Below are 20712 nucleotides of genomic sequence, written 5' to 3' on the forward strand. Positions count from 1 at the left end.
TGCGCCGTGCACCTTCCGCGGCCGTCGCACAGCCAGCGTTCCGTCATCGGACTGGCGTCCGGCCGCGCCCTGCCAGGAGACAAGCGATGCTGCAAACATCCATTTCCGAGCGGGCGCTGTCCCGCGGGTTGCTGGACGTCCTGATTCGCGCGGGGCTGATCGCCACGCTGGTGATATTCTGCTTCGAGATCTTCCACCCGTTCTTCGACCTGGTGGTCTGGGCGCTGATCCTGGCCGTCACGATCTATCCGCTGCAGGTGCGGCTGCGCGGGCGCATGGGCCTCAGCGAGGGACACATCGCCACGCTGATCATCGTGCTGTCGATCCTGATCATCCTGGTGCCGGCGTACCTGCTGGGTCTCGCCGTGTTCGAGTCCGTGGAGCGCGCGATCGAGATCGTCAAGGGCGGAAACCTGCGCATCCCACCGCCGTCCGACGCGGTATCCCAGTGGCCGCTGATAGGCCAGCAGCTTTACGAATTCTGGCAACAGGCCGCCAACGACCTGAGTGGCCTGCTGATGAAAGTCGCGCCCCAACTGAAGGAGTTCAGTGTCCTGATGCTGGGCAAGCTCGCGGGCGTCGGCACGGGGCTGCTTATCTTCGTGTTTGCGTTGATCATCGCCGGCATCATCATGGCGTATGGCGAAATGGGCACGCGCAGCGCGCAGCGGATTGCGTCGCGCATTGTCGGGCCGGACCGTGGCCTGCGCATCGTGGAGCTGTGCACCGCGACCATTCGCGCCGTGGCGCAGGGCGTGGTGGGCATCGCCTTCATCCAGATGCTGCTGATCGGCGTCGCGTTCATCATGAAGGGCATTCCCGGCGCCGGCCTGCTGGCGCTGGCCGTGCTGCTGCTGGGCATCATGCAGCTGCCCGCGACGCTGATCACGATACCGGTCATTGTCTACGTCTTCGTCACGGAAGGCGCCAGCGTCACGACGATCGTCTTCGCCGTCTATGTGTTCGTGGCCGGTCTTGCCGACAACGTGCTCAAGCCGCTACTGCTGGGGCGCGGCGTCGACGTGCCGATGCCGGTGGTGCTGATCGGCGCGCTCGGCGGCATGATCAGCGGCGGCATCATCGGGCTGTTCATCGGGCCGGTGATGCTGTCGGTCGGCTACCGCCTGTTCTGGCTGTGGGTCGACGAGCCTGCCGCCGCGCCGGTCGAAGGCGTGCAGCCCCAGCCGGCCGAGACGCTGTCGCCAGCGCCTCCGCGCGTGAGCTGAAGCCGGCCGCCGCCCGGCGGCCGCATCAGCGTTGTTCCCCGCCCTGGCGTGCCAGCAGGTCCGCCATGTCGTCGGCGTGCTCTTCCTCCACGGCAAGGATCTCTTCCATCATGCGGCGCGAGGTCGGATCGCGATCGCCGAGGAACTTGACGATCTCGCGATAGCTGTCGATCGCAATGCGCTCGGCCACCAGGTCTTCGCGGATCATGTCGGTCAGCGTCTTGCCTTCGACATACTCGGCGTGGGAACGGCTGGTCAGCCCGTTGGGCGCGAAATCGGGCTCGCCGCCGAGCTGCACGATGCGCTCGGCAATCTGGTCGGCATGGCCCTGCTCTTCATTCGAGTGCGCGAGGAATTCATCGGCGACACTCTTCGAGTTCGGACCCTTGGCCATGAAGTAGTGGCGCCGATAGCGCAGCACGCAGACCAGCTCGGTGGCCAGCGCGTCATTGAGCAGCTTCAGCACAGTGTCGCGATCCGCCGCATAGCCGGCCGTCACCGCGCCATCGTCGATATGCTTGCGCGCGCGCTCGCGCAGGGTCTTGACGTCTGTGAGGAAGGGTGTTGTTGTCGTCATCACGGGCTCCTGTACGGATGGCGCGCAGGGGGACGCGCAGTCCGGGGTGGGATGAATGGGGGTGTGACGCGAAAAACATGCCAAGCGGGCGCCTCTGGTTCATCAACGTCGTAGCGGCAACACCGCATCGCGGCGTGCAAAAAATGCACGGTACGCGACGGGAAGGGGTGACGAGAAATTGCAAACCGTCGCGCGTGCCTTATGCCGCCACGCGCATCCGCTCGACTACGTTGGTGTAGAACTTCTCGCCCAGCGCCGTGAGGCATGGCCGCGGCCGCCTGATGCCGCGCTCTTCCCACTGGATCATGCCCTTGCTCGCGAGCTCTTCGAGTTCCAGCGTGCTGGTCGCTTGGTATGGCGCGTTCCGCACAAGAATCAACGCCGAAACTTCGTGGTGAGTGAGCATCTTGTCTCCGATTCTGCATCCTGGCCTGCACCACTGGGGGTGTGCGGCCTGATCCTCGATCTTCTCGCTGCGTCGGCCGCTTTCGCGCACCGGCAACCGCGGCGGCGCATCGACACGCCTCGGGCCGTGTCGCCCAGACAGCGCCGTCCGGACAGGTTGCTATTCTGGTAAGGGAAGGCGCCTGCGCAAAGCAATGATTGGCGATGCCGCCATAACGAAAATTCAAGGCAAGACCAGGCGCCACGGACGAGTGCCGCGGACGACATGAGCCAACTTGACCCGCTTTCCCTGCAACTCTTCATCCATGTGGTGGAAAAGGGAACGATTGCCGCGGCGGCCGAGCGCGAACACATCTCGGCCGCTGCCGTCAGCAAGCGCCTCAGCGAGCTGGAAAGCCAGTTGCGGACCCAGTTGCTCGTGCGCACCAACAAGGGCGTGGAAGCGACGCCCGCCGGCCATGCACTACTGACGCTGGCGCGCAGTGCGTTGCATGAGCTCGATCAGGTGTGGGCGCAGATGCAGAGCTTTGCGGCCGGCGTGCGGGGCGTGGTCCGTATCTGCTCGAGCCTGTCTGCGATCCTGCAGTTCCTGGCGCAGCCGCTGCAATCGTTCTCCTCGCAATACCCTACCGTCCAGCTAGAGCTTGAAGAGAGGACCAGTTCGCAAGTGCCAAAAGCCATTGCGGAGAATGCGGCAGATATCGGCATCTATGTGCCGATCCTGCCCGTGCCGGGACTGGAGACCTTTCCTTTCCGCCGGGACCGCCTCGTCGTGATTACGCCGGGAGGACATGCCCTGTGCGATCGACCGCATGTCACGCTGCGCGACCTGCTCAAGCATGAGCTGGTCAGCATGCACACCGGCAGCGCCATCGATGTCGCCCTGTTGCGCGCCGCACAGGACCTGCACTGCCCCCTGAAACTGCGCATCCGCGTGACAAGCTTCGACGCCTTGTGCGTGATGGTCAGCGCCGGGCTTGGCATCGGCATCCTGCCGGAGGCGATCGCCGAACGTAACCGAGCGACCATGCCGCTTTGCATCGTGCCGATCGCCGATGCGCTGGCCATGCGCGAGTTCCTGCTGGCCGTGCGCAGCATGGAGGCACTACCCGTGGCCGCGCAGTTGCTGGTGCGGCATCTGCTTGAGCCGGGAGGCGGCACGGGTACGGACTGATTCCCTTTCCCTCGCGCCATCGCAAGCCTGTTGTGCGCCAGCGATACCGGCGCGTCCTAAACCATCGGAATTCTCTTAAACCACTAGACAAGCAAGCATTCCGGGAGACCGGAAACAGAATGACTTCGATATCTCGGTTGACGACCAGGGGAATGTCAATGGCACCTACACAAATGACACCCAAAATTGTGTGTTGACGGGTACCGCCGTGCTGGCGGAACCTGGCTCGGCCAAGAACTTCTACCGTGTCAACTTGACCGCGTCCCTTCCGACACAGCCCGCTGGCACCGTCTGTCCCATTGACGTTGGCGTCCCACTCCAGGGCTATGCAGCGATCCGCTTCGTGCCTCACCAGCAAAACGTTGTACAGCCGCTCTCTGACTATGGTCGCGACCACTAAGGACGGTGGCTACCTCAGAACCCAGATGCTCAAGAAGCAACCGTGCAGACACTGAGGGAGGCGCGCATTGCGCCTTCCCTTCGATTGGCATCTCGCATCTTGCCGCAGGCCTTGATGCCTCCGCGCCGCAGCGCTCGGCGATAAGGCACTATCTCGCGCCCCGTTTCAACACAGCCTTGCCGAGACTCCTGTCCATCGCACCCGACCCCGCAGCCTTGACCAGCTTGCGGAACGTCGGACACTCCGCATGGCTCGGTGCCGGGCACTCCGCCGCGTGCCGCAGCCCGTGGCTCATTGCCCGTAGCCGCCTGATAAGCGCGTCGATCTCGTCGGCCTTGTCCCGCAGCAACTGCCGGTCGATGTGCGGCTGGCCATCGGGCGAGAACATGGAGCGGATCTCGTCCAGCGAGAACCCCGCCGTCTGCCCAAGAGAAATCAAGGCCAGCTGATCCACCACGCCGTCGGCAAACCTGCGCCGCGCACCTTGCGGCCCCAGCGACACGATGAGCCCCTTCTTCTCGTAGTAGCGCAGTGTCGACGCCGGCACACCGGTGAGCTTTGCGACTTCGGAGATATCCATGAGACGGCCCTTGACTTGAAGTTGACTTCAACTTCTATAGTGGCCACATCGTTTCCGCAAGTCAACCGCAAGGGGCTCTCATGACACGCCTGCCAGAAATCGCAACGATCATTGCCATCGGGATCGGCGCCACCGCTTTCATGGACGTCTGGCTGACGCTCCTCAAGCGCATAGGCGTGCCGACACTCAATTTCGCATTCATTGGCCGGTGGGTCGGGCACCTGTTTCACGGCACTTTCGCGCACACATCCATCGGGCAAGCGCGCCCAATTCCCGGCGAACGCGCGTTGGGCTGGCTCACGCACTATGCGATCGGCATCGCGTTCGCGGGATTGCTCATAGCGATTCATGGGATGGACTGGGCGCAAAGCCCTACGGTGCTGCCGGCAGTGCTTGTGGGCATGGCCACCGTCGCGGCGCCGCTGTTCGTGATGCAGCCGGCGATGGGATCGGGCTTTGCAGCATCGCGAACGCCGACGCCGCTCAGGAACTGCCTGCGCAGCTTCGCCAACCACACCATCTTTGGCTTCGGCCTGTACCTTGCCGCGCTCGCCGTCGCCTGTCTCGCGCAATGAGCGCAAGCCTGCCGAAGCCCGCACAACGCCAACTGGAGCGATCCATGAAGAAACTCGCCATCATCTATCACAGCGCCCACGGGCACACCAAACACATTGCCACTTGTGTGCAGGAAGGCGCAGCAGGCGTGGCCCATACCGAGGCTCGGCTGCTCCCGGCCAGGGACCTCACCGAAGCTCCGGAGGAGCTGCTCGGGTATGACGCCTATATCCTCGGCACGCCAACCTACCTCGGCGGTGTCTCCGGTCCCTTCAAGACCTTCATGGATGCCACCGGGGGCCTGTGGCGAACGCAGCAGCTCAAGGGCAAGCTCGCCGCCGGCTTCACCGTGTCGTCGCTGCCTGCCGGCGACAAGCAGTCGACGCTGATGTCGATGTTCGTGTTCTCCATGCAGCACGGGATGTTGTGGGTCGGCAACCCTATCCTGCCCGAGCAGCACGCCGGCGTTCCCTATGACGAAGCCGCCAACCGGCTGGGATCGTGGTCGGGACTGATGGCCCAGTCCGCGCACTCGGCCGCGCCGGATGCGTTCGCTCCTGGCGATGTAAAGACCGCCAGAATGTTCGGCAGGAACTTCGCCGAGACGCTGCACCGCATGCGCTGAAGCGGCGCATGCCGCGCAAATGAACGGAGGAACTCCGATGATCCCAAGAAAATACGGCCCGCCGCTATTCAGCCTGGTGCTGTCCGGGCTGATGTCCCTGATCGTTGCCGGCATCTCGACGTATCGCGCCGTCGGCCTGGTGCCGGACTTTGCCGGCATGTGGGCCAGCGCATGGCTGACGGCATGGCTCGTTGCGTTTCCGGCCGTTTTGCTGGTCACGCCGGTGGCTCGCAGGGCTGTGCAAGCCCTCGTCGTGAAGGAGTAGCAATGCAACGGCTGTTACCAGCCGTGCCCACCGTTCACTTGCCTTTCCACTGCGGCGGCCGCTTGCCCACGAAGGCTTCCACCCCTTCGCGGAAGTCTTCGCTGCCATAGCACTCCCGCACCAGGTCATCGGTATCCGCGAGCGCCTCCACAGTCTGGCGCCGCAATGATTCCTTCACAACCCGCTGCGTGACCGGCGCCAGTGCTGCGAGCCGGTCGCACAGGTCCCTGGCCGCGCCGTCCAGCGATTCAGGCGCATATACGCCTTCCAGAAAGCCGCACGCCAGCGCCGCATCGGCATCGAGTATCTGCGCGAGCAGCAGCATGCGGCGCACGGGCTGCAGCCCCCATGCCGCACGCAGCTTGGCGAGATTTTGCGCGGACAACGTATTGCCGAGCGTCTTCGCAATCGGCACGCCGAAGCGCGCTTTCGGTGAAGCGATACGGAAGTCGCATGCGGTCGCGATAGCAAGACCGCCGCCGACTGCCCAGCCTTCGATGACTGCCACGGTGGGCATCGGCAATCGCTCCACCAGCCCGATGCCCGCGTCGATGCGCGCTTCGTAGCCCACCCCATCGTCACCGCCGGAGAACTGCCGGAACTGGGCGATATCCGTGCCCGCGACAAAGGCTTCGCCGCCCGCGCCGCGCATGACCACCACGCGCGCGCCAGCGTTGCCCTCGGCGGACAGCGTGCGGCAGTGCGCGGCAAGTTGCTCGTACATGGCCCACGTCATCGCGTTGCGCGCAGCGGGACGGTCGAAGGTCAGCGTCGCGACCTGCCCTTTTGTCGCGAGCGTGACCTGCCCTTCATCGGACTGTGCGGTACTCATGCGCCGAACGCGCCGGCCGCCGCCAGCGACTGCTGTTGATCGCGCGAAATGCCAAGCTCGGCCAGGATTTCCGCCGTATGCTGGCCCAGCAACGGCGGCGGGCGCCGTACCTGTTGCGGCGTGCCGCCCATCTTCACGGCGAAGCCGATATTCGGCACCTTGCCCTCGATCGGATGATCGATCTCGATGCGCATCTGGCGGTGCCGGCCGTGCTCGCTGTCGAAGGCCTGCGGATAGGTCAGGATCGGCCCCGCCGGGATGCCGACCTCAAGCAGATGCTCGATCCAGTAGTCGCTACCCTGCGCGGCGAAGCTCTCTTCCAGCGCCGCGATCAGTGCCTTGCGATTGTTAAGCCGCAGCGCCACGGTGGCAAAGCGTTCATCGGCGAGCAAATCCGGACGGTCGATGGTCTTGCACAGCAGCTGCCAAAGCTTCTGGTTGGTCGCGCCCATGACGAAGTAGCCGTCGGCGGCCTTCATTGCCTGGTACGGCGCGCTCATGCGGTTGGCCGTGCCAAGCGGCTCGGGCTCGCGGCCGGTGCCCCAGTATTCGCAGGTGTCCCAGATCGAGAACGCCAGTGCGGAATCGAACAGCGACGCATCGACATACTGCCCCTTGCCCGTTGCCTTGGCCCCGATATACGCGGACAGCATGCCGTAGGTCGCGAACAGCGCGCAGCCGATGTCGGCCACCGGCACGCCCGCCTTGACCGGCGCGCCGCCCGGATAGCCGGTCACGCTCATCACGCCCGACATGGCCTGCGCCATCAGGTCGAAGCCCGGCCGGCCGGCCCACGGGCCGCTCTGGCCAAAGCCGGAGATACTGCAGTAGACCAGCTTCGGATTGATCTGGCTGAGCGTCTCGTAGTCGATGCCGAGGCGCTTCATCACGCCCGGGCGATAGTTCTCGACCAGGATATCGGCCGTCTGCGCCAGGCGATACAGCACCTCGCGGCCGGACTCGGTCTTGAGATCGAGCGTGACGCTGCGCTTGTTGCGGTTCATATTGAGGAAGCCCATGCTGTCCGGGCCCTTCATCTTGAACCCCATCGATCCGCGCGTCTGGTCGCCACCCTCGGGCGGTTCGATCTTGATCACGTCGGCGCCGAGGTCGGCCAGCAGCATGCAGGCATAGGGCCCGGCCATGACCTGGCTGACGTCGAGCACGCGCACGCCGGCCAGCGGCAATGGGCGTGCGGATGCCTGGCCGCAGGGTTCGCTGAAATCTGTCATCGGGTACTTCCTGGAGAGATAGTTGGAGCGGCGTGCGAGGTTGCGGCGCCGCGCGGCCATCAGGCCTCTGCCTTGACGCCGGCGTCCTTCACGACCCTGGCCCACTTGGCGGACTCGGACGCGATGAAAGCGGCGAATTGCTGGCTGGTTCCGCCGGAATCCTCGGCGCCAAAGCTCTTGAGGCGTTCAACCACATCGGGCATGGCCAGTGCGCGGTTGACGTCCTCGTTCATGCGCTGCACCAGCGCCGGCGCCATGCCCTTCGGGCCCACCAGGCCGTACCATGAGGCTGCATCCAGCCCGGGAAAGCCGGACTCCGCCAGCGTCGGCACATTGGGGTGGCTGGCCGCGCGCTTCAGGCGGGTCTGCGCAATGGCGATCACCTTGCCCTGCTGGATAAACGGCGTGGCAGCGGTCATGGTGTCGAAGGCATAGTCGATCTGGCCGCCGAGCAGGTCCGCCACCAGCGGTCCCGAGCCCTTGTACGGCACGTGCACCACATCGAGCTTCGCCTGCATCCGGAACATCTCCAGCGCCAGATGCTGCGCCGAGCCGATGCCCGAGGAGCCGAATGAAATCTTGCCCGGGTTCTTGCGGCACAGCGCCACGATGTCCGCCACCGTGCGCACCTTCTGCTCGGGACGGCAGGTCAGCATATTGGGCGTGACGCCGACCATCGAAATCGGCGAGAAATCGGTGCGCGGGTCGTACTTGACGTCGAGCAGCGCCGGGGCAATGGCATGGCTGTTGACGTGGGCCATCAGCAGCGTGGTGCCGTCAGGCGGCTGCTTGGCCACATAGGCGGCGGCAATCGCGCCGGTGGCGCCCGGCTTGTTCTCGACCAGCACACTGGTGTTCCACATGACCCCGAGCTTCTGCCCGATCACGCGCGCCAGCACGTCCGTGCCGCCGCCCGGTGCAAAGCCGACCACGATCCGCACCGGACCATGCACCTCGACCGCGGCCCGAGCAAGGCCGGGCACCGCCAATCCGGCCGCAGCCGCGAGAATGAATTGCCTGCGCTGCATTGCGTGTCTCCGTCCTGTGTCTGGTAGTTATGGAGCCCATGATGCGCAATGCGGCCGCCGCGGGCTATCGCTATTTGGACGATTCAGGTTTCGCGTTTTGCGCAAGCACCGCCAGCACGCCCCGCGCGGCCGACGAGAGCGCGCCTTCGGGCCGGTGGCACAGCACGAACTGTCGCGCCGCCCAAGGCCCCGCGATGGGCTGCCGCACGAACCTGCTGCCGGCAGCCACCTCGGCCGCGATCGCTTCCGGCATCACGCCACCGCCGAGGTTCTGGGCGACCAGCGCGGCGATGCTATCGAAGCCCCCTACGCGCATGCGCATCCGCAGCACGCGGCCGGCCTCCTCCGCCAGCCGCTCCAGCCCGATCGAGATCGCCGAACTCTCGCCGAGCACGATCAGGTCGCAGTCCAGCACATCGTCCGTCGTGACTTGCTTGCGCCGCGCCAGCGCATGGCCGCGCGCCACCACCAGCACGAGCCGGTCGGAGCGGTACGGCTCGGTCGGCATGTCGATCACGCCGAGGCTGCTTTCGTAGATGCCGATATCCACCGTGCCACGGCGCAGGCATTGCTGGACCTCCTGGCTGTTCATCTCCTGCAGGTCGATGCGGACACCGGGGCAGGCGGCGGCGCAGCGCTGGATATCGAACGGCAGGAACTGGATCACGGCCGACTTCGGCGCCGCCACCCTCACCACGCCGAGATCGCCGCCGACGAACGACGACGCATCGTCCTGCATGCGCTGGACGGTGTGGGTGATGCCGCGGGCGTGGGCCAGCAGCGCGCGGCCGGCTTCGGTCAGGGCCATGCCGTGCGGCAGGCGTTCGAACAGGGAGACGCCGAGCTGGGATTCCAGTTCGAGGATGCGGCGGGATGCGGCAGCCGCCGCCAGATGCAGGCGCTCCGCGCCGCGCGTGATGCTGCCCTGGTCGGCCACGGCGATGAACAGCTGGATGGTGGTGAGGTCGAAATGAAGGCGGGGATTGCGCGAGGGGGCGGAGGACGTCACGGTGGTCTGCGCGCTGGTGGCGCCGTTACGGGGCGGTCTACGGATGAGGGTCGGTGAGTCCCCAGTGCATCCCGGAAGATTCGTGTGCCCGCCGATTGTCGGCTGCGCGACCTGGCCCGGCAATTGCGGGTTTCCCCGCCCCGCGACAGTCGGCGCCCCCTACCGCTTCGAGTAGTCGGCTCTCGCGGCTTCCACATACCGCCGCACCGCGGCAACCACCGCATTGACCATGCGAGCCTGGTTTCCCGGATCACTGACATAGCCTTCGTCAGCCGGATCCACGATCACGCCCGCCTCCAGCAGCACCGCGGGCATCACGGTTTGCCGCAGCACAACCAGGTCATCGAAGCGGTAAATGCCGAGATCCGGCGCCAGCAGTTCCCGCGATTCGCCGGCGATGGGCTCCGCATGATGCAGCGTTGGCGCGCGCCCCAGCTTGCGCATTTCCTCGCCAAGCATCTGCGCAAACGCATAGCTTTGCGCGAAGCGCGGATTGCGTTGCGACACGAAGATCGAATACCCGGCGATGGGCCGCGTAGTCCGATACGCGTCGAGATCGCCCGCCTTGACCTTTTCGAGGAACTGCAACTGCGCCGAGTCGTGGTGGATTGCCAGGAACAGGTCCGCCTGCCGCGCGTTCGCGTACTGCGCCCGCCCTTCCAGCGACACGTTCTCGGTCGGGCCACGGGTCAAGGCCACATCGAAGCCCGCCAGCGAAAGCGCCTGTACCAGCCGCGCTGCCAGCCGGTCGTTGTATTGCACCTCATGGACACCGCGTACGCCCAGCGCGCCGCCCAGCGACGGCGTGTGGCCGGGATCAATGACGATGCGGACCGGGCGCGGGCCGGCCGGCGACTGCGACGCGCAGGCGACCGCAGAAAGACCGGCCACCAGCCCCGCCACCACCGCGCGGCGGCCACGAGAGATCGCCCGCGTCATCGGATCAGTTCCAGGACTTCTTGCTGATCATGTCGTTGCGGCACGTGCCCGCCTTGCATTCGCGCACGCGGTCGCGCAGGTACTCGGCGCGGTCGCGGTTCACGCGGTAGTTGCAATCGACGTCGATGGCGCCGCTCGCTTCGCAGGAAGCGTTGCGGTACTTGATCCATTCCAGCTGGGTATCCTTCAACTGCTGCTTCACGCTATCGCCGACCAGGCCGCGCAGGTCGTTGTAGCTCGTATTCAGTTCCTTGTCGGATTCGAGGAACAGTTTGGCGAAGCAATACGTCTTGTCGTAGCTGGTGCGGTACTTGTCGCATTCGTTGGCGGCGTGGGCGGCAATGGGGGCCAGCAGGGCAAGGGTCAGGGCGGAAAGGATGGCTTTCATGGGCTCGGTATCGAGTTAGGAACAGCCTGGCGGCAGACGAGCCACCAGGCGGGGTGGACAACGTCCGCCAGTGTATCCGCCCGACCTTGCAACCGCATCTGTCGGGAGCGTGCGCATCGAAACAGATGCCACCGGATCTGCCGCCTGCCCATCTGGCAGCGGTTCCTGTGGGCGCGCGATTGAGGCGCATGTGCAGCAAGGCGCGGGGGCGCAGGTGCAAGATTTACCCGCCAGACCTCATCTGATTCTCGAAATTACTTGACCATCACAATGATTCCAGCCGTGCCGAGGGAGCAAAGTCCCAAATGCCGGCTGTAGAAGCCATAGAAGGCCTGCGCAGACAAACCAGGCACAAGTAGTGCTTCCATCGTCGCTGACGGAGGGCAGCATGCCCGCGGCGGAAGCGTCCGGCGCTTCCCCGTAGACAGGAGATCCACATGGAAGAATTCGGAGACACGCGGCGCCACGCTATCCTGGAAGACCCCCCTTCGGCGTCGTCACTTGGCAGCGCAGTATCGTGGGGGGCGATTCTCGCGGGCGCGGTCGCTGCTGCGGCGTTTTCCCTCATCCTCCTCATGCTCGGATCCGGGCTTGGCCTGTCGGCAATCTCGCCCTGGGCACCCCGGGGGGAAAGCGCCGCACGATTCGGCATCGCGGCTGTTGTCTGGATTTGCGTGACGCAGATCCTGGCTTCCGGACTTGGTGGCTACCTGGCCGGTCGGTTGAGAAAGCGCTGGGTCACGATCCATGCGGACGAGACCTTTTTCCGGGATACCGCGCACGGCTTTCTCAGTTGGGCAGCGGCAACGCTCGTCACGGCGATCCTGATCGCGTCTGCCGCGTCGGGGCTCTTTCACACCACGGCGCAAGCGGCGTCGGCCGGTGCAGCGGGTAGCGCATTGGGCACCATGAAGGACCGTGGGAATGCGTCCGCCGCGGTCGATACATGGCCGATGGGCTATCTCGTCGATGGCCTGTTTCGCGAGCCAGACGCTGCGGCGGCCACCCCCAATGTCAGCGCCGAAGGAAGGGCTGCAGACCGGGAAGAAGTCGTACGCATATTCCTGAACAGTCTGGCATCGGGCGGCCAGTTGTCGTCCACGGACACTCGCTATGCCGCGCGGCTGGTTGCCAGGCGAACAGGGTCCTCGCCGGACGCCGCGCAGACCCGTGTCACGACCACCTATTCGCAGCTTCAGCAAAGAATGGCGGACGCCAAAGCCGCCGCAAAGGCTGCAGCCGACAAGGCGAGAAAAGCCGGTATCTACGCATCACTCTGGCTTTTCGTTTCGCTGCTGATGGGCGCGTTCGCGGCAAGCCTTTTGGCCACGATCGGCGGCCGGCAACGCGACCTCTGAATTCCATCTAACCAACGGGAGACAATCATGCGTTCCATCCTCCTCTTCCTGCTTGGCGTACCGATTCCTCTCATCATCCTGATCGCGCTGTTCTCGCATTAGCCAGAAGTCCAAGGCGCCTTGAACCCTTCGAATGAGGATCCCTTGCGTCGGGCAGGGGTATCCGCGATGGGCAAGAACCGACCTGAATGGCCCACAACGAAGGTGGCGCCCGCGGACGCTCCTACCCTGCGGGAGCTGACCTCGCTCATCACCGCGGTTGTGGTCATCTGCGCCCTGGATCTTGGCCGTGATGTGTTGATGCCCGTTACGCTCGCGGTGCTGCTCAGTTTTCTTGTCGCGCCGCTGGTGGACATTCTGGCGCGGCTCAGATTTGGACAAGTCCCTTCGGTTGTCATTGCGGTGTTGCTGGCGCTGGCAGTCATGGGCGGAATCGGGACACTGATCGGCGCGCAGGTCGCGCAGCTCGCCGCCGACCTGCCGCGTTACCAGGCTACGATCGAGAAAAGAGTCCAGTTCGTCCAGCAGGCCACGGTCGGGCGGCTTGATGATCTTCTGGCGAGTGCATCAAACCTCATCAAACGGCCAGTTCACGCTTCGCATGCAGCCGGCGGCGCGGGCGTCCCAAGTGCGACCGTCTCAGGCCGCAAACAGGAAGAGCGGGCACCGATGCCCGTCGCTGTCCAGGAGCCCCCGGCATCACCGCTCGCCCTGATGAGGGAATATCTTTCGCCCATCGTCGGCCCGCTCCAGACCACAGGCATCGTGCTGGTGGTGGCGATCTTCATTCTCCTGCAGCGCGAAGACTTGCGCGACCGGCTGATCCGACTGTTCGGGTCTCGTGACCTGCATCGTGCCACGACGGCCATGAACGAGGCCGCTCACCGCTTGAGCCGCTACTTCCTGACGCAGCTCGGGGTGAACGTCGGCGTGGGGATCGTCATCTCGGCTGGCCTGGCAACCATCGGGGTGCCGGGTGCCATCTTGGTCGGCGTGATCACGGCGCTGCTTCGGTTCGTTCCGTATGTCGGCACGTGGATCGGGGCGCTGCTCGCACTCGTGCTGGCGGCCACGGGCCCTGACTGGACCATGCTGCTCTGGACGATTGGCCTTTTCGGCGCTACGGATCTCCTCACCGCACAGGTCATCGAGCCTCTGCTATACGGCCGCAGCACGGGGCTTTCTCCCGTCGCGGTGGTGGTTGCCGCCATCTTCTGGAGCTGGATCTGGGGACCGGTGGGGTTGATCCTTTCGACGCCGCTCACGCTGTGCCTGGTCATCCTTGGACGGCATGTCGACAAGCTGGAGTTTCTTGAAGTCTTGCTGGGGGATCGACCGCCTCTATCGCCGCCGACCAACTTCTACCAGCGCATCCTTGCGGATGATCCGGACGAAGCGTTGCGACAGGCCGAAACCCTGTTGAAGGACATGACCCTTGCCGAGTACTACGACACTGTCATGCTGGAGGGATTGAAGCTCGCACACAACGACATGATGCGGGGCGTTATCCTGCCCGACCAGCTTGCCCGCATCCGAGAAGCGCTGCTCGATATCATCGATGGGCTCGAAGATATCGATGAGCCGGTCAGCGACACGCCAATTTCCGGCGATGATGACGGACCGGTCCCGAGCCTGCCGCCAGCCCGCGAAGCAACCGGAATCGCCGCCGAGGCGGCCGCTTCGGGCGCGCCGGTTGCCGGCCCCGTGCTCTGCATTGCCGGTCGCGGGGGGCTCGATGAACTGGTCGCGGCGGCCACCGTACAACTTCTGTCCAGGGCAGGTATTCAGGCAGAGGCCGCCAGTTATGAACAGTTCTCCCGCACGGGATTTTCCCCGGAGAATCTGCCGGCAATGGGGACCATCTGCATCACGTCGCTCGATGCAGGACAGTCGAACGTCTATCTCCGTATTCTGCTGCGGCGGCTTCAGCGGCGAGCGCCTGCCGCGAGGCTGATTCTTGGCTTCGTGTCGGAGATGTCGCGGGACACCCAGGAGCATCGCGGCACGACAGCCTTTGCCGCGTCGTCCTTCAGCCAGGTAATAGCCCTGGTCCGTTCGGAGCGCGCGGCGGAAGCGGCCGGGGAAGCCGGGAGTGCGGCTGGCGCCGACTTGCCCCACTCTGCCGTGACGCAAGGACTGATAACGGCGCCGCAATCCAGCTAACGCCTTTTCCATTACGTTGCCGCTATGCCACCAATGCGTGCGCGGCGCGCAGTTGATGCGCAAGACATGTCCCTCGCAAGGCGTTCTACGCTCAATCGATCAGCTTGCCCTGCGCATCGAAGAACGGATGCGCGGCGCCATATTCGCCGATCGCGGCGGCGTGTGTAACCAGGCCGTGCCGAGGATGCCACCAGTGCAGCAGGTAGCCGGGCGGCTCCATCCGGAAGCGCGACGGTGCCTGCGGGTCCAGGTCCAGCGCCACCTGATGCGCGGGACCGGGCGCGGTGATCGCGATGGTGCCGGCGAAGCGCCGTGTGATGTGGCGATGGAGGTGGCCACACAGTACGCGCTCGACCTGCGGGTGCTGTCGCACGACGGCCTCCAGCGCCGCCGCATTGTCCAGCCCCTGTTCGTCCATATGCCCGATGCCCGTGTGGAACGGCGGATGGTGCAGCAGCAGCAGCGTCGGCGTGGCCGGCGCCGCGGCGAGCGTGGCATGGAGCCATGGGAGTGCGGCGGGATCGACGCGTCCACCCGGCTTTCCGGGCACCGTGCAGTCGAACCCAACGAGACGCAGCGGCCCCGCGTCGACGGCATAGTGGACCGGCGCCTCACCGGCGCCGTTGGCGAACAGGTAGTCGTGATCGGCAAAGACGGCGCGCAGCTGGCTACGGCTGTCGTGATTGCCGGGCAGCAGCCGGTACGGCATCGGCAGGCGCTGCAGGATATCGCGCAGGAAACGGTACTCGGCCTCGGCGCCGAAGTCGACCAGGTCACCGGTGATGATGACCAGGTCCGGGCGTTGCGGCAGGGCCAGCAGTGTGTCGATCCAGCGGTGCAGCGCGCCGGCGGTATCGACCATCCGGTAGGAGAGCTTGCCGCCGGCCTTGATGTGCAGATCGGTGACATGCGCGACAAGATAGGGCGTGTTCATGCTGCCTCGGCCTCCGCCAGTGTGATCATGTGCGCGGTGTCGATGCGCAGCCCGATGCGCTCGCCGGCCTGCCAGCCGTCGCGCCGCGTGGTGTCGACGATCAGCGGCGCGCCGGCGCCGACGTCCACCAGCAGCCGCGTGCAGTTGCCGAGGAACAGCGCGGTGACGACGGCACCCTGCACGTGCGCATTGCCGGCGGGTGCAAGCGCCACGTCCTCGGGCCGGAACATGAGTTCGGCGCGGGGGCTGGCCACCGTCGCGCCGTCGCGCGGCACCACGCCGCCCGGCACGCGCCACGCGCCGCCGTGCTCAGCCGTGGCGGAAAGGCGGTTCATCGTGCCGATGAAGTCAGCGACGAACGCGTTGGCCGGCGCGCGGTAGATCTCCTGCGGCGTGCCGGCCTGCGCGATGCGGCCCCGGTCCATGACGACAATGCGATCGCCAAGCGCCATCGCCTCGGCCTGGTCATGCGTCACGTAGACGGCCGTGATGCGAAGGCTGCGCAACAGCTGGTTGATGTCGGCGCGCAGCGCATCGCGCAGCTTAGCGTCGAGCGCGGTCAGCGGCTCGTCCAGCAGCAGCACGCGCGGCTGCACGGCAATGGCGCGTGCCAGCGCCACGCGCTGGCGCTGGCCGCCCGAAAGCTGGTCGACGCGGCGGTCGGCGAACGGCCCGAGATGCATCATGCCGAGCATGTCGTCGATGCGCCGGCGTTGGGTGGCCGCGTCCACGCGGCGCACGCTCAGGCCATAGCCAATGTTCTCGGCGACCGTCATGTTGGGAAACAGCGCATAGTTCTGGAACACCATGCCGACGCCGCGCTGCTCGATCGGCAGCGCCGTCACGTTGGCGTCGCCGAACCAGACCTCGCCGCCGGCGTCCGGCGACTCCAGTCCCGCGATGATGCGCAGCGTAGTGGTCTTGCCGCAGCCCGAGGGGCCGAGCAGCACCAGCGTCTCGGCGGCGCCGATGTCCAGGTCCAGCGGCTGCAGCGCCAGTGCGCCGTCGGCGAAGGTCTTGCCGCAGCGGCGCAGGCGAATGGTCGTGGATTCATGCATGGCGGGTCTCGGTGGGGGTGGCGGGCGCGGCGGTCACGGCCGGCACCTCGGCGCGGATGTGCCTGCGGGCGCGCGCGCCCATGGCGGCCAGCGCCTGCATCAGCACCAGCAGCGGAATGATCATCACGAAGAACACGATGGTGTAGGCGGAGCCGATCTCGAGCCGCATCGACGCATAGCTGTCGGCCAGTCCCACGGGTAGCGTCTGCGTGGTCGGCGTATGCAGCATCCAGGTCAGGTTGAATTCGCCAACCGACAGCGTGACCACCATCAGCGCGCCGGCCAGGATGCCCTGGCGGCAATTCGGCAGGATCACCGTGAAGAAGCGCTGCATGCGGCTCGCACCAAGGCTGGCGGCGGCGTCCTCGAGCGTGCGGATGTCGATGGCCGACAGGATCGCCAGCACGGCGCGCACCATGAACGGCAGCGTGAACAGCACGTGGCCGATCAGGATGAACACCCAGCTCGTGCGCAGCGCCTGCCACTGGCCGTAGAGCAGGATCAATCCGAGCGCGGTGGCCAGGCCCGGGATCGCCACGGGCAGCATCAGCAGCTCCTCGATCAGGCGCGTGACGCGGTTGCGGCGCAGCGCCATATAGTACGCGGCGGGCACGCCGAGCACCAGCGTGCAGGCCAGGCAGGCGAGCGCGATGCCAAGCGACAGGAAGATCGTATTGCGGTACAGCGACCAGACCTCTTCCAGCCAGCGCGTGGTCAGGCCGCTGGCAATGCCGACGAAAATATTGTTGGTGAGGCCGGCCAGCACGGAGAGCACGACCGGCACGATCATGAACAGGCAGACCGCGAGCGTCAGCGCGAGCTGAAGCCAGTAGCGAAGGCCGGGGCGAACGTTAGACATGATCAGGCTCCTACGCGGTGGCGGCGACCGCATCGCCGGAGAACCAGCGCGCCACCGCGAGCAGGGCCCAGGTCACGCTGCCCAGCAGGATGGACAGCGCGGCGGCCATGCCGAAGTTGGCGTAGTTGGTGAATTCGTTGTAGATCGTCAGCGGCAGCACATCGAGCTGCGTGGCCAGCGTGAAAGCGGTGCCGAACGCGCCCATGCTGGTCGCGAAACAGATCGCGCCGCTGGAGAGCATCGCCGGCATCAGCGCGGGCAGCATCACGTCGCGCACCACGCGCCACGGGCTCGCGCCGAGCGAGCGCGCGGCTTCCTCGAGCGAGGTGTCGAGCTTCTCCACCGCCGCCATCACGGTCAGGATCACGCGCGGAATCGAGAAGTACAGGTAGCCGACGAAGAGGCCGGCAAGCCCGTAGGCAAAGGCCCAGCGCTCGCCCGCGAGCCAGTCGCCGACCATCGCCGAGAGGCCGTTGCGCCCGCCGAGCATGATGACCATGAAGCCGATCACCACGCCGGGGAACGCCAGCGGGAACGTCAGCACCGCGACCAGCGCTGCCTTGCCCGGCACGGGGTTGCGCTGCAGGAACGTGCCGGCGATGCCGGCAATGACCAGCGTCGCCAGCGTGACGGCGCCGGACAGCAGCACGGTCACCATCAGGCTGTGCAGATAGCGCGGGCTCGTCAGCACGGTCCAGTACACGCCCGCGCCTTGCGGGCCGTCGACGCTGACCGCGACCAGGCGCGCCATCGGCAGGCAGAAGAACGCAAGGAATACGACCAGTGCCGGCAGCGCGAAGCCGAACAGGAGAAGATTTCGCTTTGTCATGGGAGGGGCCTTGCCGTGGCGTCGTCCCCGCTCGCGCGGCGCGCGGGGACGACCGACCATTACCAGCGCGTGCTCAGCGCACTTCCTTCAGGTACTGCTCGCTGAAGGCCTTCTGCACGTCGGCCATGCGGCCGAAGTCGACCGGCTTGGCACGCGCATACTCGGAGGCCGGCAGGAAGCGCGCCTGGACTTCCTTCGAGACCGCGCTGCTGCGCACCGGGCGCAGGTAGGCATTGGCCCACAGCGCCTGGCCGGCATCCGACAGCACGAAGTCCAGCACCTTGCGGCCCTCGGCCTCATGCGGGGCCTTGTTGACCAGGCTCATCACATAGGGCACCACGACCGTGCCTTCCTTCGGGATCACGAAGGCCACGTTGGCGTGGTCCTTGTAGCGGGCGCGGTACGCGTTGAAGTCATAGTCGAGCAGGATGGGGATCTCGCCCGAGAGCACGCGCGCGTAGGCGGTCTGCTTCGGCACGATAGGCTGGTTCTTCTGCAGATCCTTGAAGTACTTGAACGCGGGACCGAAGTTGTCGAAGGTGCCGCCCAGCGCCTGGTTGACGGCGACCGCGCCGACGTAGCCGACGAACGCGCTGGCCGGGTCGAGATAGCCGATCAGGCCCTTGTACTCGGGCTTCTGCAGGTCGGCCCACGACTGCGGCACCGGCTTGCCGCGCAGCGCGTCGACGTTGACCATGAAGCCGAGCGTGCCCGAGTGGATCGCGAACCAGTTGCCCTGCGGGTCCTTCAGGCCATCGGGGATGTCGTTCCAGTGCGCCGGCTTGTACGGTGCGGTCACACCGTCCTTCTTGGCCTGGATGCCGAAGGTCACGCCGTAGTAGACCACGTCGGCCACCGGGCTCGCCTTCTCCGCCACCAGCTGCGCCAGCGACTGGCCGGAGTTCTTGTTGTCCAGCGGCACGGTAACGCCGGTCTTTTCCTTGATGGCGCGGATCTGCGCGGCCCAGTCGGCCCATTCGGGCGGGCAGTTGTAGCAGATGGCGGTCTGCGCGAAGGCTCCGTGGCTGAATGCCGCGGCGGCGAACATCAGGGCGATCCGGCGCAGCGGGCGGCGCCAGGCGGAGAACGGTTGCATGAGAGGCTCCTTGGTTGGCAACTGTCGGTGGTGAAGACGCTGGGTTATGGGATACGCGGGACACGCGCGCGAGTACTCGGATTGGCACGCTCCGGCGGCGCCGCGATGGTGCCGGTCACGCGCAAAGCGTGCGGCAGCAGCGTCACGCGCGCGGGCGCCGGCGCGTCGTCGGGCGCGGCGCGCAGCCGCGCCAGCAGATGGCGCACGGCCCGGGCGCCGATGTCGGTGTTGGGCTGCACCACGGTCGCGAGCGTCGGCTCGACCACGCTGCCGAGCGCGATGCCGTCGTAGCCGAGCACGGACACGTCGGCCGGCACGCGCAGGCCGAGCCGGCCGAGGTCGGCGATCACGCCGATCGCAAGCAGGTCGTTGGTGCAGAAGAAGGCCGTGGGGGCGTCGTCAGCGTCCATCAGCGCGCGGATCTGCGCCGCATTGCTGGCGGTGTGCGACGGCAGGCAGAGTGCCGGAACCGGTTCGAGGCCGTGTTCGCGCATCGCGTCCTGGTAGCCGGCAAAGCGCTGGCGCGCGCGGTCCGAGGCGACGAACGCGCCCGAGACCACGACGATGCGCCGGTGCCCGGCGGCGATCAGCGTCTCCACGCCCGCGCACGCGCTGCCGCGGTTGTCCACGGAAACGGAATGCCGCCGGCCGCGCACGCTGGCCTGGTTGTACGCAAGCACATAGGGCACGCCCTCGGCGTCGAGCTGGTCCAGCACCGCGCTGCGGGCGGCATCGGCAACCGTCAGCACCATGCCGTCGACGCGATGGCGCAGCAGGTACTCCACGCGCTCGCGCTCGCGTGCCGGGTCGTAGCCGCTCGTGACCAGCATCAGCGAGTAGCCGGCGGCGAGCGCCGCCTCCTCGATCCCGCGCCAGCATTCGGCGAACACCGCGTTGTCCATCGTCGGCAGCATCACGCCGATCATCCGGGACTGCTGGGCGCGCAGCTTGCTGCCGAGCAGGTTCGGGCGAAAGCTCAGCTTATGCGCCGCGTCGAGCACACGCTGTGCGGTGCTGTCGCGCACCAAGGCGGGCGTACTGAAGACGCGCGACGCAGTCGCCAGCGACACGCGCGCGGCCTGAGCCACGTCCAGCAGCGTCGCGCCGCCGCTGTCGGGCCTGGCTTCCGGCTTGCCATCGATGAGGTGTCTTCGCGTCACGGCTGAGTGTTTCGAGAATT

General features: G+C 66.2%; 22 protein-coding genes. 7 read left to right on the forward strand and 15 right to left on the reverse strand.

Features of this window, described 5'->3' with window-relative positions; all coding sequences use genetic code 11:
- The first annotated feature begins 86 nt into the window (after positions 1-86).
- Positions 87-1226 (forward strand): AI-2E family transporter, encoded by a 1140-nt coding sequence (locus ACIGJC_RS13205; RefSeq protein ID WP_483709338.1) that lies wholly within the window; start codon positions 87-89, stop codon positions 1224-1226.
- Positions 1227-1251: 25 nt separating this feature from the next.
- On the opposite strand, the gene ACIGJC_RS13210 is transcribed toward ACIGJC_RS13205, so the two are convergent.
- A complete protein-coding gene (locus ACIGJC_RS13210; RefSeq protein ID WP_483709340.1) occupies positions 1252-1803 on the reverse strand; it encodes a ferritin-like domain-containing protein in 552 nt (183 codons plus the stop codon).
- A 199-nt stretch (positions 1804-2002) separates the two neighbouring features.
- On the reverse strand, positions 2003-2209 hold the full coding sequence (locus tag ACIGJC_RS13215; protein ID WP_483709341.1) for a hypothetical protein: 207 nt from the start codon (positions 2207-2209) through the stop codon (positions 2003-2005).
- Between the two features lie 264 nt (positions 2210-2473).
- On the opposite strand from ACIGJC_RS13215, the gene ACIGJC_RS13220 reads away from it, so the two are divergent.
- Complete coding sequence (locus tag ACIGJC_RS13220) at positions 2474-3382, forward strand: LysR family transcriptional regulator (protein WP_483709343.1); 909 nt, start codon at positions 2474-2476, stop codon at positions 3380-3382.
- A gap of 548 nt (positions 3383-3930) precedes the next feature.
- Here ACIGJC_RS13220 and ACIGJC_RS13225 read toward each other — a convergent pair.
- Positions 3931-4362, reverse strand: coding sequence for a helix-turn-helix domain-containing protein (locus ACIGJC_RS13225; RefSeq protein WP_483709345.1), 432 nt, complete (start codon positions 4360-4362; stop codon positions 3931-3933).
- An 80-nt stretch (positions 4363-4442) separates the two neighbouring features.
- Between ACIGJC_RS13225 and ACIGJC_RS13230 the strand changes: the two genes are divergently transcribed.
- From ACIGJC_RS13230 to ACIGJC_RS13240, 3 genes are read left to right on the forward strand one after another with little or no spacing between them, the layout of a single operon-like run.
- Positions 4443-4937, forward strand: a complete 495-nt coding sequence (locus tag ACIGJC_RS13230; protein WP_483709347.1) for a DUF2938 domain-containing protein — start codon at positions 4443-4445, stop codon at positions 4935-4937.
- Between the two features lie 44 nt (positions 4938-4981).
- On the forward strand, positions 4982-5542 hold the full coding sequence (locus ACIGJC_RS13235) for a flavodoxin family protein (protein WP_483709349.1): 561 nt from the start codon (positions 4982-4984) through the stop codon (positions 5540-5542).
- A gap of 37 nt (positions 5543-5579) precedes the next feature.
- Positions 5580-5807, forward strand: coding sequence for a DUF2798 domain-containing protein (locus ACIGJC_RS13240; protein ID WP_483709350.1), 228 nt, complete (start codon positions 5580-5582; stop codon positions 5805-5807).
- Positions 5808-5841: 34 nt separating this feature from the next.
- Here the strand turns inward: ACIGJC_RS13240 and ACIGJC_RS13245 are convergent, their stop codons facing one another.
- The 6 genes from ACIGJC_RS13245 to ACIGJC_RS13270 all read right to left on the reverse strand — a co-directional run bounded on the left by ACIGJC_RS13245 (position 5842) and on the right by ACIGJC_RS13270 (position 11235).
- Complete coding sequence (locus tag ACIGJC_RS13245; RefSeq protein ID WP_483709351.1) at positions 5842-6639, reverse strand: enoyl-CoA hydratase/isomerase family protein; 798 nt, start codon at positions 6637-6639, stop codon at positions 5842-5844.
- Complete coding sequence (locus ACIGJC_RS13250; protein WP_483709352.1) at positions 6636-7871, reverse strand: CaiB/BaiF CoA transferase family protein; 1236 nt, start codon at positions 7869-7871, stop codon at positions 6636-6638. The genes ACIGJC_RS13245 and ACIGJC_RS13250 overlap by 4 nt, the downstream gene beginning before the upstream one ends.
- Before the next feature lie 59 nt (positions 7872-7930).
- Positions 7931-8899: a Bug family tripartite tricarboxylate transporter substrate binding protein gene (locus tag ACIGJC_RS13255; protein ID WP_483709353.1), complete on the reverse strand. Its 969-nt coding sequence runs from the start codon at positions 8897-8899 to the stop codon at positions 7931-7933.
- A gap of 70 nt (positions 8900-8969) precedes the next feature.
- Complete coding sequence (locus tag ACIGJC_RS13260) at positions 8970-9908, reverse strand: LysR family transcriptional regulator (RefSeq protein ID WP_483709354.1); 939 nt, start codon at positions 9906-9908, stop codon at positions 8970-8972.
- A 159-nt stretch (positions 9909-10067) separates the two neighbouring features.
- Positions 10068-10847 (reverse strand): N-acetylmuramoyl-L-alanine amidase family protein, encoded by a 780-nt coding sequence (locus ACIGJC_RS13265; RefSeq protein ID WP_483709355.1) that lies wholly within the window; start codon positions 10845-10847, stop codon positions 10068-10070.
- Between the two features lie 4 nt (positions 10848-10851).
- A complete protein-coding gene (locus tag ACIGJC_RS13270; protein ID WP_483709356.1) occupies positions 10852-11235 on the reverse strand; it encodes a lysozyme inhibitor LprI family protein in 384 nt (127 codons plus the stop codon).
- 437 nt (positions 11236-11672) lie between these two features.
- Between ACIGJC_RS13270 and ACIGJC_RS13275 the strand changes: the two genes are divergently transcribed.
- Together ACIGJC_RS13275 and ACIGJC_RS13280 are read left to right on the forward strand one after the other, a co-directional pair.
- Positions 11673-12593, forward strand: a complete 921-nt coding sequence (locus tag ACIGJC_RS13275; RefSeq protein ID WP_483709357.1) for a hypothetical protein — start codon at positions 11673-11675, stop codon at positions 12591-12593.
- A 168-nt stretch (positions 12594-12761) separates the two neighbouring features.
- The gene (locus ACIGJC_RS13280; RefSeq protein ID WP_483709358.1) at positions 12762-14756 is read left to right on the forward strand and encodes an AI-2E family transporter; all 1995 of its coding nucleotides are present in this window, start codon (positions 12762-12764) and stop codon (positions 14754-14756) included.
- Between the two features lie 91 nt (positions 14757-14847).
- Here the strand turns inward: ACIGJC_RS13280 and ACIGJC_RS13285 are convergent, their stop codons facing one another.
- From ACIGJC_RS13285 to ACIGJC_RS13310, 6 genes are all read right to left on the reverse strand, one after another.
- Positions 14848-15690, reverse strand: coding sequence for a phosphodiesterase (locus ACIGJC_RS13285; protein WP_483709359.1), 843 nt, complete (start codon positions 15688-15690; stop codon positions 14848-14850).
- Positions 15687-16748 (reverse strand): ABC transporter ATP-binding protein, encoded by a 1062-nt coding sequence (locus ACIGJC_RS13290; protein WP_483709360.1) that lies wholly within the window; start codon positions 16746-16748, stop codon positions 15687-15689. The genes ACIGJC_RS13285 and ACIGJC_RS13290 overlap by 4 nt, the downstream gene beginning before the upstream one ends.
- Positions 16741-17607: an ABC transporter permease gene (locus tag ACIGJC_RS13295; protein WP_483709361.1), complete on the reverse strand. Its 867-nt coding sequence runs from the start codon at positions 17605-17607 to the stop codon at positions 16741-16743. The genes ACIGJC_RS13290 and ACIGJC_RS13295 overlap by 8 nt, the downstream gene beginning before the upstream one ends.
- 10 nt (positions 17608-17617) lie before the next feature.
- Positions 17618-18436: an ABC transporter permease gene (locus tag ACIGJC_RS13300; protein WP_483709363.1), complete on the reverse strand. Its 819-nt coding sequence runs from the start codon at positions 18434-18436 to the stop codon at positions 17618-17620.
- Positions 18437-18509: 73 nt separating this feature from the next.
- A complete protein-coding gene (locus ACIGJC_RS13305) occupies positions 18510-19532 on the reverse strand; it encodes an ABC transporter substrate-binding protein (RefSeq protein WP_276098550.1) in 1023 nt (340 codons plus the stop codon).
- 44 nt (positions 19533-19576) lie between these two features.
- Complete coding sequence (locus tag ACIGJC_RS13310) at positions 19577-20692, reverse strand: substrate-binding domain-containing protein (protein WP_483709365.1); 1116 nt, start codon at positions 20690-20692, stop codon at positions 19577-19579.
- Positions 20693-20712: the final 20 nt, after the last annotated feature.

It is taken from the genome of Cupriavidus sp. C3SS-1 (assembly GCF_057073755.1).

Bases quoted from the DNA above. Each gene is read 5' to 3' on its own strand.
- ACIGJC_RS13205 (WP_483709338.1), top strand. From the start codon at position 87: ATGCTGCAAACATCCATTTCCGAGCGGGCGCTGTCCCGCGGGTTGCTG.
- ACIGJC_RS13210 (WP_483709340.1), bottom strand. From the start codon at position 1,803: ATGACGACAACAACACCCTTCCTCACAGACGTCAAGACCCTGCGCGAG.
- ACIGJC_RS13215 (WP_483709341.1), bottom strand. From the start codon at position 2,209: ATGCTCACTCACCACGAAGTTTCGGCGTTGATTCTTGTGCGGAACGCG.
- ACIGJC_RS13220 (WP_483709343.1), top strand. From the start codon at position 2,474: ATGAGCCAACTTGACCCGCTTTCCCTGCAACTCTTCATCCATGTGGTG.
- ACIGJC_RS13225 (WP_483709345.1), bottom strand. From the start codon at position 4,362: ATGGATATCTCCGAAGTCGCAAAGCTCACCGGTGTGCCGGCGTCGACA.
- ACIGJC_RS13230 (WP_483709347.1), top strand. From the start codon at position 4,443: ATGACACGCCTGCCAGAAATCGCAACGATCATTGCCATCGGGATCGGC.
- ACIGJC_RS13235 (WP_483709349.1), top strand. From the start codon at position 4,982: ATGAAGAAACTCGCCATCATCTATCACAGCGCCCACGGGCACACCAAA.
- ACIGJC_RS13240 (WP_483709350.1), top strand. From the start codon at position 5,580: ATGATCCCAAGAAAATACGGCCCGCCGCTATTCAGCCTGGTGCTGTCC.
- ACIGJC_RS13245 (WP_483709351.1), bottom strand. From the start codon at position 6,639: ATGAGTACCGCACAGTCCGATGAAGGGCAGGTCACGCTCGCGACAAAA.
- ACIGJC_RS13250 (WP_483709352.1), bottom strand. From the start codon at position 7,871: ATGACAGATTTCAGCGAACCCTGCGGCCAGGCATCCGCACGCCCATTG.
- ACIGJC_RS13255 (WP_483709353.1), bottom strand. From the start codon at position 8,899: ATGCAGCGCAGGCAATTCATTCTCGCGGCTGCGGCCGGATTGGCGGTG.
- ACIGJC_RS13265 (WP_483709355.1), bottom strand. From the start codon at position 10,847: ATGACGCGGGCGATCTCTCGTGGCCGCCGCGCGGTGGTGGCGGGGCTG.
- ACIGJC_RS13270 (WP_483709356.1), bottom strand. From the start codon at position 11,235: ATGAAAGCCATCCTTTCCGCCCTGACCCTTGCCCTGCTGGCCCCCATT.
- ACIGJC_RS13275 (WP_483709357.1), top strand. From the start codon at position 11,673: ATGGAAGAATTCGGAGACACGCGGCGCCACGCTATCCTGGAAGACCCC.
- ACIGJC_RS13280 (WP_483709358.1), top strand. From the start codon at position 12,762: ATGGGCAAGAACCGACCTGAATGGCCCACAACGAAGGTGGCGCCCGCG.
- ACIGJC_RS13285 (WP_483709359.1), bottom strand. From the start codon at position 15,690: ATGAACACGCCCTATCTTGTCGCGCATGTCACCGATCTGCACATCAAG.
- ACIGJC_RS13290 (WP_483709360.1), bottom strand. From the start codon at position 16,748: ATGCATGAATCCACGACCATTCGCCTGCGCCGCTGCGGCAAGACCTTC.
- ACIGJC_RS13295 (WP_483709361.1), bottom strand. From the start codon at position 17,607: ATGTCTAACGTTCGCCCCGGCCTTCGCTACTGGCTTCAGCTCGCGCTG.
- ACIGJC_RS13300 (WP_483709363.1), bottom strand. From the start codon at position 18,436: ATGACAAAGCGAAATCTTCTCCTGTTCGGCTTCGCGCTGCCGGCACTG.
- ACIGJC_RS13305 (WP_276098550.1), bottom strand. From the start codon at position 19,532: ATGCAACCGTTCTCCGCCTGGCGCCGCCCGCTGCGCCGGATCGCCCTG.